The 16,084-nt window shown below is 61.3% G+C and carries 15 protein-coding genes; 6 read left to right on the forward strand and 9 right to left on the reverse strand.

Translation table 11 applies throughout. The features are described from left to right. Positions 1-20 precede the first annotated feature (20 nt). Genes ACOFKT_RS14055 through ACOFKT_RS14065 form a run of 3 tightly spaced genes read left to right on the forward strand, consistent with a single transcriptional unit; the run spans position 21 to position 3,455 of the window. Positions 21-1,325, forward strand: a complete 1,305-nt coding sequence (locus ACOFKT_RS14055; RefSeq protein ID WP_419804608.1) for a flippase — start codon at positions 21-23, stop codon at positions 1,323-1,325. 49 nt (positions 1,326-1,374) lie between these two features. Next, complete coding sequence (glf, locus tag ACOFKT_RS14060) at positions 1,375-2,496, forward strand: UDP-galactopyranose mutase (RefSeq protein ID WP_419804609.1); 1,122 nt, start codon at positions 1,375-1,377, stop codon at positions 2,494-2,496. Beyond that, on the forward strand, positions 2,493-3,455 hold the full coding sequence (locus ACOFKT_RS14065) for a glycosyltransferase (RefSeq protein ID WP_419804610.1): 963 nt from the start codon (positions 2,493-2,495) through the stop codon (positions 3,453-3,455). The genes glf and ACOFKT_RS14065 overlap by 4 nt, the downstream gene beginning before the upstream one ends. A gap of 15 nt (positions 3,456-3,470) precedes the next feature. On the opposite strand, the gene ACOFKT_RS14070 is transcribed toward ACOFKT_RS14065, so the two are convergent. Both ACOFKT_RS14070 and ACOFKT_RS14075 read right to left on the reverse strand, forming a co-directional pair. Further along, positions 3,471-4,520 carry a Gfo/Idh/MocA family protein gene (locus ACOFKT_RS14070; protein WP_419804611.1) on the reverse strand — a complete coding sequence of 350 codons (1,050 nt, stop codon included), beginning with the start codon at positions 4,518-4,520 and terminating at the stop codon, positions 3,471-3,473. A gap of 39 nt (positions 4,521-4,559) precedes the next feature. Continuing rightward, positions 4,560-5,195, reverse strand: a complete 636-nt coding sequence (locus ACOFKT_RS14075) for a CDP-alcohol phosphatidyltransferase family protein (protein ID WP_419804612.1) — start codon at positions 5,193-5,195, stop codon at positions 4,560-4,562. Positions 5,196-5,267: 72 nt separating this feature from the next. On the opposite strand from ACOFKT_RS14075, the gene ACOFKT_RS14080 reads away from it, so the two are divergent. After that, positions 5,268-6,086 (forward strand): hypothetical protein, encoded by an 819-nt coding sequence (locus ACOFKT_RS14080; protein WP_419804613.1) that lies wholly within the window; start codon positions 5,268-5,270, stop codon positions 6,084-6,086. Here the strand turns inward: ACOFKT_RS14080 and ACOFKT_RS14085 are convergent. The 4 genes from ACOFKT_RS14085 to lpxC form a co-directional block, all read right to left on the reverse strand. After that, a complete protein-coding gene (locus ACOFKT_RS14085) occupies positions 6,083-6,814 on the reverse strand; it encodes an MIP/aquaporin family protein (RefSeq protein WP_419807175.1) in 732 nt (243 codons plus the stop codon). The genes ACOFKT_RS14080 and ACOFKT_RS14085 overlap by 4 nt on opposite strands. A gap of 94 nt (positions 6,815-6,908) precedes the next feature. Then, positions 6,909-7,277 carry an ArsR/SmtB family transcription factor gene (locus ACOFKT_RS14090; protein ID WP_419804614.1) on the reverse strand — a complete coding sequence of 123 codons (369 nt, stop codon included), beginning with the start codon at positions 7,275-7,277 and terminating at the stop codon, positions 6,909-6,911. A 4-nt stretch (positions 7,278-7,281) separates the two neighbouring features. Next, the gene (gene folK / locus ACOFKT_RS14095; protein WP_419804615.1) at positions 7,282-7,752 is read right to left on the reverse strand and encodes a 2-amino-4-hydroxy-6-hydroxymethyldihydropteridine diphosphokinase; all 471 of its coding nucleotides are present in this window, start codon (positions 7,750-7,752) and stop codon (positions 7,282-7,284) included. Next, on the reverse strand, positions 7,752-8,696 hold the full coding sequence (gene lpxC, locus ACOFKT_RS14100; RefSeq protein ID WP_419804616.1) for a UDP-3-O-acyl-N-acetylglucosamine deacetylase: 945 nt from the start codon (positions 8,694-8,696) through the stop codon (positions 7,752-7,754). The genes folK and lpxC overlap by 1 nt, the downstream gene beginning before the upstream one ends. A 153-nt stretch (positions 8,697-8,849) precedes the next feature. Here lpxC and ACOFKT_RS14105 point away from each other — a divergent pair, with 153 nt between their 5' ends. Further along, positions 8,850-10,058, forward strand: coding sequence for a M20 family metallopeptidase (locus ACOFKT_RS14105; RefSeq protein ID WP_419804617.1), 1,209 nt, complete (start codon positions 8,850-8,852; stop codon positions 10,056-10,058). Between the two features lie 229 nt (positions 10,059-10,287). After that, on the forward strand, positions 10,288-10,806 hold the full coding sequence (locus ACOFKT_RS14110) for a PEP-CTERM sorting domain-containing protein (RefSeq protein WP_419804618.1): 519 nt from the start codon (positions 10,288-10,290) through the stop codon (positions 10,804-10,806). Positions 10,807-10,975: 169 nt separating this feature from the next. Here ACOFKT_RS14110 and ACOFKT_RS14115 read toward each other — a convergent pair whose 3' ends face one another. From ACOFKT_RS14115 to ACOFKT_RS14125, 3 genes are all read right to left on the reverse strand, one after another. Beyond that, positions 10,976-11,272, reverse strand: a complete 297-nt coding sequence (locus ACOFKT_RS14115) for an HU family DNA-binding protein (RefSeq protein ID WP_263414667.1) — start codon at positions 11,270-11,272, stop codon at positions 10,976-10,978. Positions 11,273-11,588: 316 nt separating this feature from the next. After that, complete coding sequence (locus ACOFKT_RS14120) at positions 11,589-12,299, reverse strand: DUF2461 domain-containing protein (protein WP_419804619.1); 711 nt, start codon at positions 12,297-12,299, stop codon at positions 11,589-11,591. A gap of 100 nt (positions 12,300-12,399) precedes the next feature. Then, complete coding sequence (locus tag ACOFKT_RS14125) at positions 12,400-15,912, reverse strand: carboxypeptidase regulatory-like domain-containing protein (RefSeq protein WP_419804620.1); 3,513 nt, start codon at positions 15,910-15,912, stop codon at positions 12,400-12,402. Between the last annotated feature and the right edge of the window lie 172 nt (positions 15,913-16,084).

Below are 16,084 nucleotides of genomic sequence, written 5' to 3' on the forward strand. Positions count from 1 at the left end.
CGCCGAGCCATCACAGCCACGTGCCCCAGCCCGCCCCGTCGCAACGCAGAAAGCTGCTTACCAACACCTTGTGGCTGTATTCGCTGCAAGGGCTCAATTACGTTCTGCCCATGCTGATGCTACCGTACCTGGTCCGGGTGCTCGGCGTCGGCAACTACGGCCTGATCGCAGTTGCCCAGGCATTTGCGCAGTACTTCACCATCTTCACCGACTACGGCTTCAACCTGTCCGCGACCAAGCGCATCGCGATCGCGAATGGTGAAGACGCCCACGCCATACGCCGCACCTTTTGGGGCGTGCTGCTCGTCAAGTGCGCTCTTCTGCTCGCGGGCTTTGTCCTGCTGCTCGGCATCACCAGCGTCATCCCGGCAATGGCATCCATGCGCACCGCGTACCTGGTGGCCTACCTGGCCGTGCTCGGTAACGTGCTCTTCCCCGTCTGGTATTTCCAGGGCATCGAGAAGATGAAGATCATCTCCATCATCACGGGCCTTAGCCGCATCGTGACCGTGGGCAGCATCTTCTTCCTGGTGCGCGGCCCCGCCGACACGGTACGCGCGCTTGCGCTGCAATCCTCCGCACCTCTGCTCGCCGGCATCTTCGGCTTTGCTGTCGCGGCGCGGTCCAACTGGAAAGGCGGTGCCTTTCCCCGGTCAGCAGATCTGGTGCTGCTGCTTAAGGAAGGCTGGCACCTTTTTCTCTCAACCGCCGCTGTCACCCTGTACACGAACACCAACGTCTTCCTGGTGGGCCAGATCGGCGGCGTGGCGCAGGCCGGCTACTTCAGCGCCGCGGAAAAAATTATTCGCGCCGCGCAAGGGCTGCTCATCCCGCTCACACAGGTGCTCTTCCCACACGTAAACACACTGATGAAGCAGTCGCGCCAGTTAGCCGTGCGTTTCATTCGCAAAAGCCTGCTTACCATCGCCCTGCCCACCTTCGCCGGTTCGCTCGTGATCCTTGTATGTGCTCCGCTGCTGGCCCACTTTGCCTTTGGCTTCGCGAACAACAGCACCGATAACACGCTGCGCTGGATTTCATTCATCCCCTTTCTGATCGCCGTCAGTAACATCCTGGGCATCCAGACCATGGTGGTCTTCGGCCATGAAAAAGCCTTCAGCCGCATTCTGATCACCGCCGGCTGCTTCAACATCGCACTTGCGTGGCCATTGATTCACCGGATGGGCGCACCAGGAGCTGGCGCGGCAGTGCTCGCCACCGAAGCGTTCATCACGCTCACCATGCTGCTCTACCTGCCGCGTATCGGCATACACCTTCTTCGCCGTGATCCGGATGCGAAGGTGACGGCAAACGTCGTGAACTAACCCAACGTGCGCATGCAAGCGCCTTCGCGCGGCTGATACCCTAAATCTTGTGGCTATTCTTGTAGTAGGTGCTGGCTTCGCTGGCTCTGTCATCGCAGAACGCGCAGCGTCGGCAGGCAAACAGGTCGTCGTGATTGATCGCCGTGCTCACATCGCCGGCAATGCATACGACCACCCGGACGACCATGGCGTTCTTGTGCATCGGTACGGCCCGCACATCTTTCATACCAATGCGCCGCACGTCGCCGAGTACCTGTCGCGCTTCACGGACTGGCGCGACTATGAGCACCGCGTGCTCGCATCCGTCGATGGCTCACTCTACCCTGTACCCATCAATCGCACGACCATCAACCGGCTCTATGGCAAGAATCTGTCCGAGCCGGAGGTGGAGCAGTATCTTGCTTCGGTGCGCGAACCACGTGATCCCATCCGCACCAGCGAAGACGTCGTTCTTTCCAGCGTCGGCCGCGACCTGTGCGACAAATTTTTCCGCAACTACACGCGCAAGCAGTGGGGCATGGACCTATCCGAGCTCGCCAGCCTCGTTGCGGCCCGCATCCCCACGCGGTCAAACGATGACGATCGCTACTTCACCGATACCTTTCAAAAGATGCCGCGTGAAGGTTTCACCCGCATGTTTCAGAACATGCTCGATCAACCCAACGTTCGCGTTGAACTCGGAACCGACTTCAAAGACATGGACCGCTCAAAATTCGAGCACATCTTCTACAGCGGACCCATTGACGAGTACTTCGATCATCGCTTCGGCAAGCTGCCTTATCGCTCGCTTTCCTTCCAGCACGAGCACCTGCCCGGTCAGCAGCGGTTTCAGCCCGTCGGCACCGTCAACTACCCCAACGACTTCACCTTCACCCGCATCACGGAGTTCAAGCACCTGACCGGGCAAACGCACGCCGGCACGTCCATCGTGCGCGAGTATCCGCAGGCTGAGGGCGACCCGTACTACCCTGTGCCTAGCGAGCAGAACCAGCAGCTCTACAAGCAGTACCAGGCTCTCGCCGACGCGGAAACCTCCGCGACCTTCGTCGGCCGTCTCGCACAATACCGCTATCTCAACATGGACCAGGTCGTCGCCCAGGCCCTCGTCGCTGCGGAACGCAAAGGCTTCGGCACTGTTCGCGAACCCGTCATGGCAGGAGCGGCCGGGTGACGGAGCATCCGGCCACTCGGTCCGTCTGCGTCGCACTCGTTACCTTTAACCGCAAGCATCTGCTTTTGGAATGCCTGGACGCTCTGCTTCGGCAAACCCGGCCGGTCGACGCACTCTTCATCATCGACAACGGCTCAACCGACGGCACCGCAGACCTGCTGCGTGAACGCGGCTACCTGGCCGATCCACGCATCACCCTGGACCGACAGGTGACGAATACCGGCGGCTCGGGCGGCTTCAATCGCGGACTGCAACTCGGTCACAGTGCCGGCTTCGATTGGATTTGGCTCATGGACGACGATGCCGAGCCCGCTCCTGATGCGCTCGAGCAGGCACTCACCGCAGCGACACACCCCAACGCATCCGCCATCGCAAACTACAAGGTGTCCGCCGAGGGTGTGGCGCAGGCAAACCACATGCTGCTGGAAAACGGCGAGGCCGCCGGGCGCGTCGCAAACTCTGCAGCACCTCTGCCGCTTCGCTTCTCATCTTTCGTGGGACTGCTCGTTCGCAGCGCAGTGATCCAGCAAGTCGGCCTTCCACGTGCCGATTTCTTTCTGAACCAGGACGACATGGAATACTGCATGCGCCTGCGCACGGCCGGACCGATCCTGCTCGTTCCCCGTAGCGTGATTCGCCACAAAGAAGCTGCACGCGGCGGGTACGTCACGCGCACTTTCCTCGGCATCCAGCACGCGCGCGCGCCCTTCCGCGCCTTCGCTTTCCGTTACTTCGAACTGCGCAACACCACCGTCGTCTACGGTCTGCAACACGGCCGGCTACGCACAACGCTTTACGCGCTACGCCGCAGCGTATCGCTCATTACAGCCATGCTCGCGTTCCACGACGACCATCCACGGCAGCGGCTCAGGCTCATCGTCAAAGCCCATCGCGACGCGCTCCGCGGCAACTTCGACAACGATTTCCCCTTCCGCCTGCTTCGCGAACTGCAGCCATAGGGAGCTCGTCACGCCCTACCTGGCCACCACGCCCGCAACCCCATACATCTCTGCGATCAACTCCATATCGCGCAGCCCGTCCTCACCCGACGTGATCACAGGCTGCCCCGTGCGAACGCACTCAGCCAGATGCTCCGCCTCCAGCCGGAAGTGCGAAGGCGTATCCGAAGGCGCGGCTGCATTTACCTCGACACGCTTGCCCGAAGCAGGATCCGTGTACCACCCACGCATGCGGATTGGCATCTTGTGAGCGAACGCCGGATCCAGCGTCAGTTCGCCCGCCGATCCGCGCACCGTCAGCACACCGTACAACTGTTCCACATACGAGGACTTGCACCGCGCCTCCACACCATTTGGAAATCGCATCGTCCACGCGATGGAGCTCTCCATGCCCGTCGCATTCATCGTTGCGATCGCCGCGATAATCTCAGGCTCCGCGGCCATCAGGTAGCGCGCAGCATTCAGCGGATACACGCCCACGTCGTACGCCGAGCCACCGCCCGCCAGATCATTTCTCCAGCGCCAATCATCCGCAGCCAACTCAAAACCAAACTGCGCTTCAATCCGCTCGACCTTGCCCAGCGCACCGCCGGCAATTAGAGACCGCAATTGCTGATGCATTGGATCGAACGGGCATCGGTACGCCACACTCAGCAGCACGCCCGCAGACCGGCAATCCCCAACCATCGCACGGCACTCGCCCACATCGCTCGCCATCGGCTTCTCGACGAACACATGCTTCCCTGCCTTCGCCGCACGCGCCGTGAACTCGCGATGCATACTCACCGGCAAGGCCAGGTACACCGCCTGCACATCCGTCCTTGAAGCCAGCGACTCAAAGTCGTCGTACCCACAAGTGAACGGAACGTCGTAGCGCTTGGCGAGCTTGCCGGCCTTGGCTGCATCGCCGCTCACCAGCGCCGTCGCGCGTACCAGCGGCGAACCCTGAATGCCATTCAGAAAATGCTCAGCAATGCGCCCAAGCCCAACCACGGCAAACCCAAAGGTGCCCGGCGTCACAGAACTCGGCTCACGCCGCTGCAGCAAGCGTCGCAGATCGATCATGCTTGCGAGAGTACCGCACCATCTCCGGTGCCGCCTGCGTCAGGTTGCGGTTGCGCCCAGCTTGCGCCGTTCCGTTTCCAGAAACGTGTAGCGAATGCGATGAATCACCGTCACTGTCGTCAGCGTGGCCAGAACCCAAAGCGCCGGCGCCATCACGCCCCAGTGGTTAAACATCGCACCCAAGATCACCAGCACAATGCGTTCCGGCCGCTCCATGAAGCCCACCTTGCAGGACCCGATCAGCGCCTCGGCCCGCGCTCGCGTGTAGCTGACCATCAGGCTCGCCACCATGCAGAACGCCGCCAGCACCACATATTGAAAGCGATTGCCACGTGCGTAATGCACCAGCAACCCGAAGAAGATCGCAGCGTCCGAGTAGCGGTCGATCACCGAATCAAAAAACGCGCCAAACACCGAAACCTGGTTGGTCGCACGCGCCACCCGGCCGTCCACCATGTCAAACAGGCCGGCGCCAATCAGGATCAGGCCCGCGTACAGAAACATGCGGTCGGCGTTCGCGTTGCGCGCATACCCGAAGAAAAACGCGGCGACCACGTTGATGATCAGCCCGATAAACGTCAGCGTATTGGGCGAAATTTTCGAAAGCGCGAGCGCGCGCACAATCTTCCACAGCAGCCAGCCGCTGCCCTTCCCAAATGCGCTCGTCCATGTCATCAGCTTGCAACTTTAGTGTAAGCGCAACCGGGCTACGACCGCTGAAACCGGCCCCTCTGCGAAGATGGGACCATGCACGCCCTGGACAGCCCAGAGCCGAACCCAGAGCCGAACCTAGAGCCCAGCCCGGAGCAAATGCAGCTACGGCGCGAACGCCGGGTCCTGGCCGCAGTGCTCACCATGCTGCTGGTCACGACGGCGGCGGTCAGTCCGCTCGCCTTCGGCAACCTGCCCTTGTTCCTGCTGTCTGTGGCACCGTTCGCGATCGTTCTCATCTCCACCGTGCTGATCGCACCGCTCAGCGTCAGTCAGGCCTCCGCCCGTGCCGCGCGCCATCGCACGGCGGCACTGCACACCGCACGCATGGCAGCCGCGTCGCGGCACGCCATCGTCACGCCGCGCCGCAACACCCTGCTGCCGGACGACCCTGCGGCGCTCGCGGCGGCCGTGACAGCCGCAGCAGTCCACGGAATCCACTTTGGCTGTGCCCACCTGCGCGACGACGACTTTCTGCAGGCCTTTCACGCGACCGAGATCCGCGCCGCCGACTTTCGCCATGGCGATCACCTGCGCTACACCGTGCTGATGCTGCAGCGCGTTCCCGCCGGTCTGGTTGAGGAAACCATCGCGAAGAACCTGCGCGCTTTTTTGCGACAGGTCTGCGGCAGTGAGGCGCTCTTTCACGCAACCCGTACCCACGCCTGGGTCACCGTTCTGCATGCCCACCTGCGGGCCTCGCCTCGCGCCAGCTTCGCCCATCTTTTGCAGCAGCACGCGGCCGATCTGCACGGTGACGTTCTCAGCCGCTTTTACTCCAGCGACTTACTTCGGAGCGACGAAGCCCGCCGGCGCACCGTCAAGCCCGACCTCGACCCACTGCCGATCCCCTAGGCGCCCACCTGCAGCAGCACATACCCCGCGATCGCGCCGCCCACCAGCGGTCCCAGAACCGGCACCCACGCATACGCCCAGTCACTCGTGCCCTTACCCGCAATCGGCAGAAGTTGATGCGCCAGCCGGGGGCCCAGATCGCGCGCCGGGTTAATCGCGTAGCCCGTCGTGGCGCCCAGCGACAAGCCCACGCCCCACACCAGGCAGCCCACCAGCAGCGGACTCAGCCCTGCCGCCGCACCCGTGGTCAGCACCAATTTCGAGCTCATGCCGCCCGCAACCAGCACCAGTACAAATGTCGCCAATACCTCGCAGAAAAAGTTCGAAGCATAATTGCGAATCGCCGGTCCCGTCGCAAACACGCCCAGCTTCGCCGCGGGATCATCCGTGATCGCCCAGTGCGGGTAAAAGAAAAGCCACGTCGCCACCGCGCCCAGAAACCCGCCCCCAACCTGGGCCGCCATGTACGGCAGCACCGTATGCCACGCGTGTGTCTTGATGGCTGCCGCCAGCGTGAACGCTGGATTCAAATGCGCGTCCGGCGACCCAAACAGCTGCGCAACAAAAATGCCGCTCAGCACCGCGAATCCCCATGCTGTTGTAATTACGATCCAGCCGGCGTTCTCGGCCTTGCTTTTCTTCAGCAACACGCCTGCCACCACGCCGTTGCCCAGCACCATCAGCACAAATGTGCCCATAAACTCGCCCAGCAACGGGCCGCGCGCAATCACCTTGCAGTTCTCCTGAACGCAACTACTCTACACAGGATCGACCGGAACGTCATGGACGAAGTGATTGATTGCTCATCGCAAGTGCGAAAGCTTACGGCAACATCGCCTTTAACTCCGCAATGTGCTGCTTCCAAGCCTTCTTCTCGATCGCCGCGTTCACAAACCGGCCGTCGCGCTGCAATGTAATCAGTCCGGCTCGCTCCAATTCCTTCATGTGGTGCGACAGCGTCGCCGCGCTCACGCCCAGGCACTCGCGCACATCGCCGCAGCGGCCCTGGCCGACCGCAATCTTGCGCAGAATGGATACCCGCGTCGGGTCGGAAAGCGCCTTGCTCACCAGCACGAGCTTCTGCTCACCCAGAGCGGCCTTGTCCTTTATCGGCTTTGACGGCGCGACGCCCTCGCTGCCAGGCTTCGCATTTTCCTGGCTGCCGGTCTTCGCCTTGCCCTTCCTGCTCATGCGATCAGCTTACCCTGCCAAGCAGTTCCTTCATGCTTTTTCCAAGAACCGGATGCACCCAGTCCGGCGCGATCTCCGCCAGCGGCTCCAGCACAAACCGCCGCGTGTGCATCGCCGGATGCGGTACCACCAACTCGGGCTTATCCATCTGCAACGCGTCGTACAGCAGCAGGTCCAGATCCAGCGTACGGGGCCCCTTTGCGATGCCGTGCGACCGGTCCCGCCCAAATGCAAGCTCGATGCGCAGCAGGCCACGCAACAACTCCTGTGACATAAGCGACGTTTCCAGCACCACCGCCCCGTTCAGGAATCGCGGCTGCCCCGTGTACCCCTCCGGTGCGGTGTCATACCAGCGCGACTGTGCAACCACCTCGCCCAGCGCCAGCAGCGCGTTCACGGCACCGTCCAGATTTGCTTCGCGCGTCCCGTCCCGCCCTGGCAGGTTGCTGCCCAGCGCAATCGCCGCCAGCGGCATCAGGCGTGTGCTGCCGCTAGATTTGGCATGGGCATCGCCGCGCTTACCTCACGCACTGGCACCGCTGCTTCCTCGTAACTGTAGGCCAGCTCCCAGGCGCTCCGATCCTTCATCAGGCGGCTCACCAGCGCCGTGTGCATCGCGTGGCCTGCGCGCTCCGCGACCACACGCCCCTGGATGCGCCGCCCCGCCAGCGCCAAGTCGCCAATCAAATCCAGAACCTTATGCCGCACAAACTCATCCGCAAATCGTAGCGGCCCGTTCTGCACCGCACCGCCGCCGATGATGATGGCGCAGGCATCGCTCGCACCACGGATCAGGCCCATGTCGCGCAGCATCGGCTCATCCTCGCGAAAGCCAAATGTCCGCGCCGGCGCGATCAGGTCGGCATAGGCGCCCGTTTCCAGGTCGCCCAGAAACCGTTCCGAGCCGATCGGCGCGGGAAAGTCGATGCGGTAATCGATTTGGTATCCATCCCCGGGATACACGCCGATGAACTTGACGCCTTCGCGCGAGTTCTCCGACACCTCCACCGGCTTTAGGATGCGAATGTATTCACGGCGGCGGCGTTGCGCCTTCAACCCCGTGCGCAGGAACGCCTCCACATACGGCAACGACGATCCGTCCAGGATCGGCACTTCCAGGTTGTCGATCTCCACGATCACGTTGTCCACGCCGTGACCGATCAGGGCGCTCAACAGGTGCTCCGTCGTCGAGATCAACACGCCCTGCCGCATCAGGCTGGTCGCGTAACTCACGCGCGCCACGTTCCGCCCGTTCGCGGGAATCTCGAAGTTGTCCAGGTCCGTCCGGCGAAACACAATCCCCGAACCGGCAGGGGCCGGAATCAGCCGCATCTGCACCGGTGCGCCAGAGTGCAGACCGACGCCGTCAAAGGCCAGCGGCTCGCTCAGCGTGAACTCGGTATGGGCATGCCCGTGCAAAACGTTCTACAAAGCTCCACCAGCGGAATCGCACAGCCTTGCAAGGTGTACGAACCGTGAACGTGGCTTAGGTTACCGCTTTGTTACAGCCGTACCACTGTGTCTGTTTCGACACAGTGCGTTCGTCATCACCTCGGCCCTATAACGGAAGCCATGCCTCCCAAAACACAGCAGTTGCACGCGGCAGTTCAGTCCGGTCAGCCAGAAATGCTGCAGCGCCTGCGCACCCTGGTTGCGATCGAATCGCCAAGCGACGACAGCGCTGCCGTAAACCTTGCCGCTGACCAGGTGCACCAATGGGCCGAGGCCGCTGGCGCCCACGTGCTCCGCCATCCACAGGAGTGCTTCGGCGACGTCACCGAAATCTGGTTCGAACCCGCCGCGCCACAGCCCGCCGGAACCAGGCCGCTGCTCCTGCTTGGCCACCTCGACACAGTCTGGTCCATCGGAACACTGGCACAGATGCCCTGGCGCGAGGAACCGGACCGCGACGGCAAACCTCGCCTTTGGGGGCCCGGCGTGCTCGACATGAAAGCCGGCGTCCTCATGGCGCTTTCCGCCATCGCCGCCGTGCGGCAGTGCGGCGACCTGCCCCGGCCCGTCGTCCTTCTGCTCAACCCCGACGAGGAGGTCGGCAGCCACGTCTCCCGCGAGCACACCGAGCGGCTCGCCGCACTCGCCGAGGCCGTCTTCGTCCTGGAACCTGCACAGGGAATGCCCGGCACACCCGCGAACGGCGCCTACAAAACCGCCCGCAAGGGCATCGGCAACTACCGCATCGAGGTCACCGGCGTCGCCGCTCACGCTGGCGTCGACTTCACCAACGGCCGCTCCGCCGTGCTCGAACTCGCGCGCCTTTTGGCACAAATCGCCGCGCTCTCAGAAGCCGGCAAAGACTTCGGCATCACCGTCAACCCCGGCGTCATCGGCGGCGGTACCCGCAGCAACGTCGTTCCCGCGAACGCCTGGGCCGAGATCGATGTCCGCGTCCCCACACAAGCCGACGCTGCCCGCGTCCACGAAGCTCTCACCGCCCTCACCACGACAGACCCGGGCTGCACGGTCAACATCACCGGCGGCCTGAACCGCCCACCCATGGAACGCACCGAAGGCACCATCGCCTTGTATGAACGTGCCCGCACCCTCGCCCAGGAACTCGGCTTCACGCTCAACGAAGCAGCCACCGGCGGCGGCTCCGACGGCAACTTTACCGCCACCCTCGGCACACCCACCCTCGACGGCATGGGTCCGGTCGGCGAAGGCGCTCATGCCGCCCATGAAAGCCTGCTCACCGACCACCTGCTCCCGCGCACCGCCCTGCTCGCCGCAATGATCGCCGCAATCACCGCCGAGTCACGCTGACCACACCGCCAGCCGGATCACACGAAAGTGGGGTTCAAGGCTCTTGCAAATGTCGTCGATAGACGATAGGGTGCAGTCAGTCCCAAACTCCTGATCGAGTTACCTCCTTATGAACTGCTTCCGTTTTCTGCCGGCAAGTCGGCGCAGGCCAGCGTCTGTGCTCGTGAAGGCTGCGCTTTGCGCATGCGCTTTCGTTAGTTTCTCAATCTGTGCGCACGCCGACACAGTTGTGACCATCAACACGGTCAGTAGCGTCTATCCTTCCTTCAGCGGAACGATCGCCGGCGATGCCACAGGCTCCGCTGCGACTCTCCAATTCGACGCAGCAATTTTCGGAGGCGGCGGCGGCAATTCTCAGCACTCCATTGCGATCAACTTCACCAACGCTGACGGTCTAACGCAGGATGTCTTGTCGAACGGCCCGATGTCGCCGGACGATCCGAATTTCAGCAGCTACTACGACACGCTGACCTTCTTTGCAGCCGCATCCGGCAACGCCGCGATTGGAACGAGTTGCGTCGCCTCCAGCGATGTTGCATGCGTCGCGGTTACAGGCATGTCGCAGGAACTCAGCTCGATCATTGCCTCACTGAACAGTGGCCAGGGAATTTTCGGTGATGGAACAATCACCGTGACGATCAACGACACGCTCCCTTCCGCAGTTACACCTGAGCCCGGCTCCCTGTTGCTCTTGGCCACGGGCACGGGCGCACTCGGTTGGCTTCGTCGTCGTTTCCAACCCGCCTAGCATCATCCTGAACAGGCATTCGTTGGTTCGTCGGATCTGCAGATCGCTGGGCACACCGCGCCTGCGTGCGCCGGCCACTCGAACGAACTAAACCAACTCACACTCGTGCAGAATCGAGCAAAGGCCGCGACAACCGTCGCGGCCTTTGCATTACTCCAAAATAAAACGCTTACTTCTTCACGGGCGCGATCGCATCCTTCGCGGCCTTCGCGATGCGAAACTTGACCACCGTCTTCGCCTTGATCTTGATGGCTTCGCCGGTCTGCGGATTGCGGCCCACGCGTGCCTTGCGCTCTGCCTTCACCAGCTTGCCGATGCCCGGAATCGTGAACTCGCCGTTCTTCTTGGTTTCTTTCACAGCGGTGGACGCCATCAGCTCAAAAAACTGGCTGACCTTCTTGGTGGGCAGTTCCGACTGCTCGGCGAGCGTGCGGATGAGTGCGGTCTTGGTAAGTCCCTTTGCCATAGGTTGCTCCTTTTGGCCCCGGTCGCGGGGTCGCGTGTATCTCGAACGGCGCTGCCCTCATCAGGGACTTGGGATCGCCACTTGAATACTCGTGCCGGCTCGGGCAGAGGAGCATCGATCGTGTCGATATCCCTAGTGTTTATGCGGCTTTTCCGCTCGTTCCGCATATCACCTTCGGCGTTTCCGCGGCGGATGTCAACTCCTAAGCTTCGGTTTTCTTAGGTTTTCTTCGGTTCCGCTCGGCTTTTCTGTGGAGAACGTGCTCTTCCGAATTTCCATATCCCACTTTTTGGGCATAAAACGCCCAGTTTCGTCCCTAAAACATACTTTTGCGCGCAGACCGCGTAGCCGCCAGCAGCGGGGCGTTCAGCAGCGCCACGAACGGAGCCGCCGCGCGAAACCGCTTCGTGATCTCATCCAGCAGCTTCGGCGAAGTCGCCATCTCCAGCGGTATGCTCGCGCTCAGCGCCCATTGCCGGCACCTCAGAAGCTCGCCTGCAGGATCGTCCGGCAAAAATCCCTTCGGCATGCGCGTTAGCGGGTTGTTGTCAAAGTCTGGCAAGAGCTTGCGCAGCGCACGGCCATTCAGCATTTCGCGCAGTTCCGCATGGTGCTGCTGCAAATGCCGCCGGATCGCCAACAGCTGCGGCGGCAATGGCATGTACACACCCGCAGCCACGACCACATCCTTGTCCGACACATGCGCGTAGAAACCGCCGCCGCTCGTACGCTCCGTCGTGGTCGTCGACCACCACGCAGCCACGTTCGTCTTGTACGGCCGCTTGTCCTTGCTGAAGCGAATGTCGCGATAAATCCGCAGTGCCGCCTTGCGTGCCGGCCTTGCATAGTCCGGCGCAAACTCCAGAAAGCGATGGTTCACCGCCTCCACCATGGCAAGCCACGGCTCCTGCAACTCCGCGACAAACACGTCCTTGCGCGCGTTGAACCAGTCGCGATCGTTGTTCTTTTGAAGTTGCTGCAGGAAGCGAATGCCGGCAGGCGACAGGTGCGGGGCGGAGACGGCCATAGCAGCACGATTGTACGCAAACACACAGCAAATGCCCGCCGTTAGGCGGGCGTTGCTGTGTGTGCGCTGAACGAGCTGGTGGACGAGCCGTTGGGCGAAGTTAGAAGCGGATGATCCCTGCAAGCTGCAGGGCACGACCGCCACCAGTGGAGTTCACGACACCCTGACCGCTGCCGATGGTGCTTGTAACCTGGCCGAATGTACCGCTGGTGAGGGACGTCGACGGGTTAGAGAACTGCGGTGTATTGCTGAGCTGAAACACGTCCATGCGGACGTCCAGGCCGATGCGCTCTGTTACCGCAAAGGTCTTGAAAATGGAAGCGTTGTCCTGAATATAACCGGGGCCGTAGAAGCTGTTGCGGCCCGTATTACCGACGGTAACGCCAGGGGTGATTGGGCAGGTGACGGTCGTCGGCGTTGCTGCTGCATAGCCGGTGCAACCGTTGGGTTGCGCAAACGAAGTCGTGTCGAACCAGGTCCGCGTGCTCCCGTTGCCGCCGATGCCTTTCTGCTTCACAAACGGCTTCACCAGGTTTGCGGTCTGTGTCTCACCACTGGTGTTGATGGAGGCTCCGTTCGCTGTCACCGTAAATGGGTTTCCCGTGACAATCTGCACGATCGCGGAGACCTTCCAACCACCGACGGTATGTGCCAGGAAACCCGTGTGAAGGAACGGCTTTCCAACGCCAAACGGCAACTCGTACACAATCGACTGCGCATAGTTATGACGGCGGTCGAAATCGTTGGGAGCATAATTGCGACGCGGTTGCTGGAAGAAGGTGAGACCACCGTCATCGCCGCTCTGGTAACCAAGGCCTTTGGCCCACGTATAAGCAGACGACCACGACAGACCATTGGTGAAGCGCCGTGTCACCTGCAACTGTAGCGAATTGTAGTTCGTGCTGTTGCCCAGGAAGTACTGGTTGACCGCTGCAGTGTGGCCGAACTTGATGTTGAGCGGGGCACAGTTGGGTCCGCAGTTCAGGCGGTCCGGCAGGTTGATATTGTTGGATGTCGCGATGCGAACACCGTGATTACCAACATACGCAACCTGCAGCGAAAAGCCCTTCGGCATTGCTTGCTGGACGGTCAGGTTATAGCTGTAGACATACGGGTTCTTGTAATTGGTGGGGACGTAGGTGTACGTCTGGTTGTTCAGCAGCGCGTTGGATGGCGTGATCTGAAAGATGCCGGAGTCAGGAATGGCAACCGGAACCGGTGACGGAAAGCCGGTGTCGATGGTGACAGCCGGACCGGACACACCATTGGAGCAGGTGTAGACCGCCGCCTGATAGTTCGACGCGCACGTGCCGTACGCGTTGTTCGCGCGAACGGGGTAGTTATACATCCATGTGTTGTCGGCGAACTGCATATAACTCAGGCCGATGCCGCCGCGCAACACCGTTCCCTCGGTCGCGCGGTAAGCAAAGCCGGTGCGCGGCGAAAAGTAGGAATATCGCGTGTTGAAGCCGAGATTAAGCGGATTCTGGCCGATGCCGGCGATCCGAAGCTGGTTGGTGCTGGGATCGTAATTCGAAAACCCGCCCGCCTTGCGCGGTGTAGGTGCCTGATAAATCTCCCACCGCAAGCCGTAATCGATCGTCAGCTTCGGGCTGGCCTGCCACTTGTCACTGATGAACGAGAAGTACCACCATTGACGAAACGCCGGGAAAAACGTGGCGAGATCGCGGCCCACCGAATACGGCACGTTGAGCAACAACGATGCGATGTCGTTGGCAGTACCAACCTTGGCGCCGGGCGTGGACGTCTGGTTCTGACCATAGGCCACAACGCCGCGCGGGCTGTAAGTCTGCCCCTGCAACAAATCGTCACGCACGCGCCGAAGGTCAAATCCTCCTTTGATCGTGTGATTTCCAGCAATCTTGGTCCACACATTCACGAAGTCGATGTTGGCCTCGCCACGAATCCACGGCATGGACGCAGCGTAGCCGATGAACGGGCCGGAACTGAAGGTGTCGGCAATGTTGATGCCGACCTGGCCGCTGGTGAATGCGTCCACGTTCACGCCGGGTACGCCGGCCGCGGTCGCATCGTTGCTAAGGTAGTCTGCCGGGTTGGCAACGTTGCGGTAATGCGCTACGCCAGCACGAACCTCCGCAATAAGCGTCGGCGAGAAGGTGTGCACATAATTCACGCCTGTGCTGAAAGCGTTCTGCCGGCCGCTGCCGGCGAAGCCGCCACTATTGCCGGGACCGCCGAGAAAATTGTTGAACGACGGCTGCTGGTACAAGTTATAGATCTGCTGACTATATCGACCGCTGATGTGGTCTTTCGACGAGACCTGGTAGTCGATCTTCGCATCGTAGGTGTTCGCATCCTTACGGAACGGCGAGGAAACGAAATAATTATTTGAGGGCGCGGCGAGGCTGCCCAGGTTCTGGTTGGGCGCGGGCAGCTTCCGCAGCAGTGCCAGCACGGTTGGGTTCACCCTGCTCACCGGAATCAAATTTCCATTGAACTTGACCCGGCCGACCCCAGTGGCCGTGTTCCCCGTGGTCGGGTCATACACCTGGCCCGAGCCATCCGCCTTCAGCAGATCACTCAGGTCAATGTTCCCCTGTGCGTTCGGCGTGTAGTACTTCGGAAATGGAATGGTCAGCGTGTTATTCACGGTCTCGTGGTCTGCATTGCGAAAGTAGTCGCCGTAGAAAAACAGCTTGTCCTTGATGATCGGACCGCTCAGGTTGCCACCGAAGTAGTTGTAAACCACGGTGCCGGCCTTTGCGGAGTAGTACGAGCGCGCGTTGAAGTAATTGTTTTGCAGGTACTCCGACGCGCTGCCGTGGAATGCGTTGCCGCCGGACTTCAGCGTCACATTGGTGACGGCTCCCAGCGCACGGCCCTGCTCGGTTTCGAAGTTGTTGGTCGAAACGTCGACCGTCGCAATCGAGTCCGCCGGTGGAATCAGAATCTGCAGAAGGCCGGTGCGCTCGTTATCGTCGATACCCTCGATCTGGTAGCTGTTGCTCTGGCGAGGCAGTCCGTTTGCCTGGGTCTGCAACGTGCTGCCTGCGTTGAAAAACTGCGAATGCTGGAAGGTTGCCGGGGTTGTTCCCGGGACCAGATTCAACAGGCTTTGAAAGTTGCGGTTTACGCTCAGCGGCAGGTTTTCTACGCGATCCGCTTCGATCTTCGTCGTTACGTCGGCGCGGTCGGTCTGCAGCAGAGTGGGCGCGTCTGTCACGGTGACCGTGTCGGTCACGCTGCCGGTCTGCAAATCGAAGTCGATGCGGGTGGTGGTATTGACCACAACATCCACTGTGGTCCGCTCTTCACGCTTGAAACCGGTCTGCTCGACCACCACCCTGTACGTGCCGGGCTGCAGATCCGGAAAGCTGTAATTGCCACTACCGTTTGCGACCGTGTCACGCGAAAGGTTGGTGGCCTTTTCGATGACAACGACCTTGGCTCCGGGAATAGCGGCGCCAGTGTTGTCCTGGATCGTCCCGACCATGGTTGCGGTCACAGTTTGTGCGTGCGCGCTGCAGGAAGCCAGCAAGGCTCCGGTCACGGGCAGCGCGAGAAGCGTCCCCAATGCCGGTGTTCCAAGCAGCAACCGCTTGCGGGACCGCTTGTTTTCAATGTTCACCATGGCAGATTGCCTCCAGTAAGAAACGAAAGACTCGCACCTACCCGGCAACCAGAACTTTGGCTATCAGCAAAACGATGTGGTTGCGAGCGGCCGCCATCCTAGCAAGCTTTTCGTTTGAGACGCCAGCAAAATTTATCAGGAGACTTCAAATCCGTATGGTTCTGCTGTAAGC

The sequence above is a fragment of the Terriglobus sp. genome, assembly GCF_965201105.1.
In the GTDB taxonomy this organism is placed as follows: Bacteria; Acidobacteriota; Terriglobia; order Terriglobales; family Acidobacteriaceae; genus Terriglobus.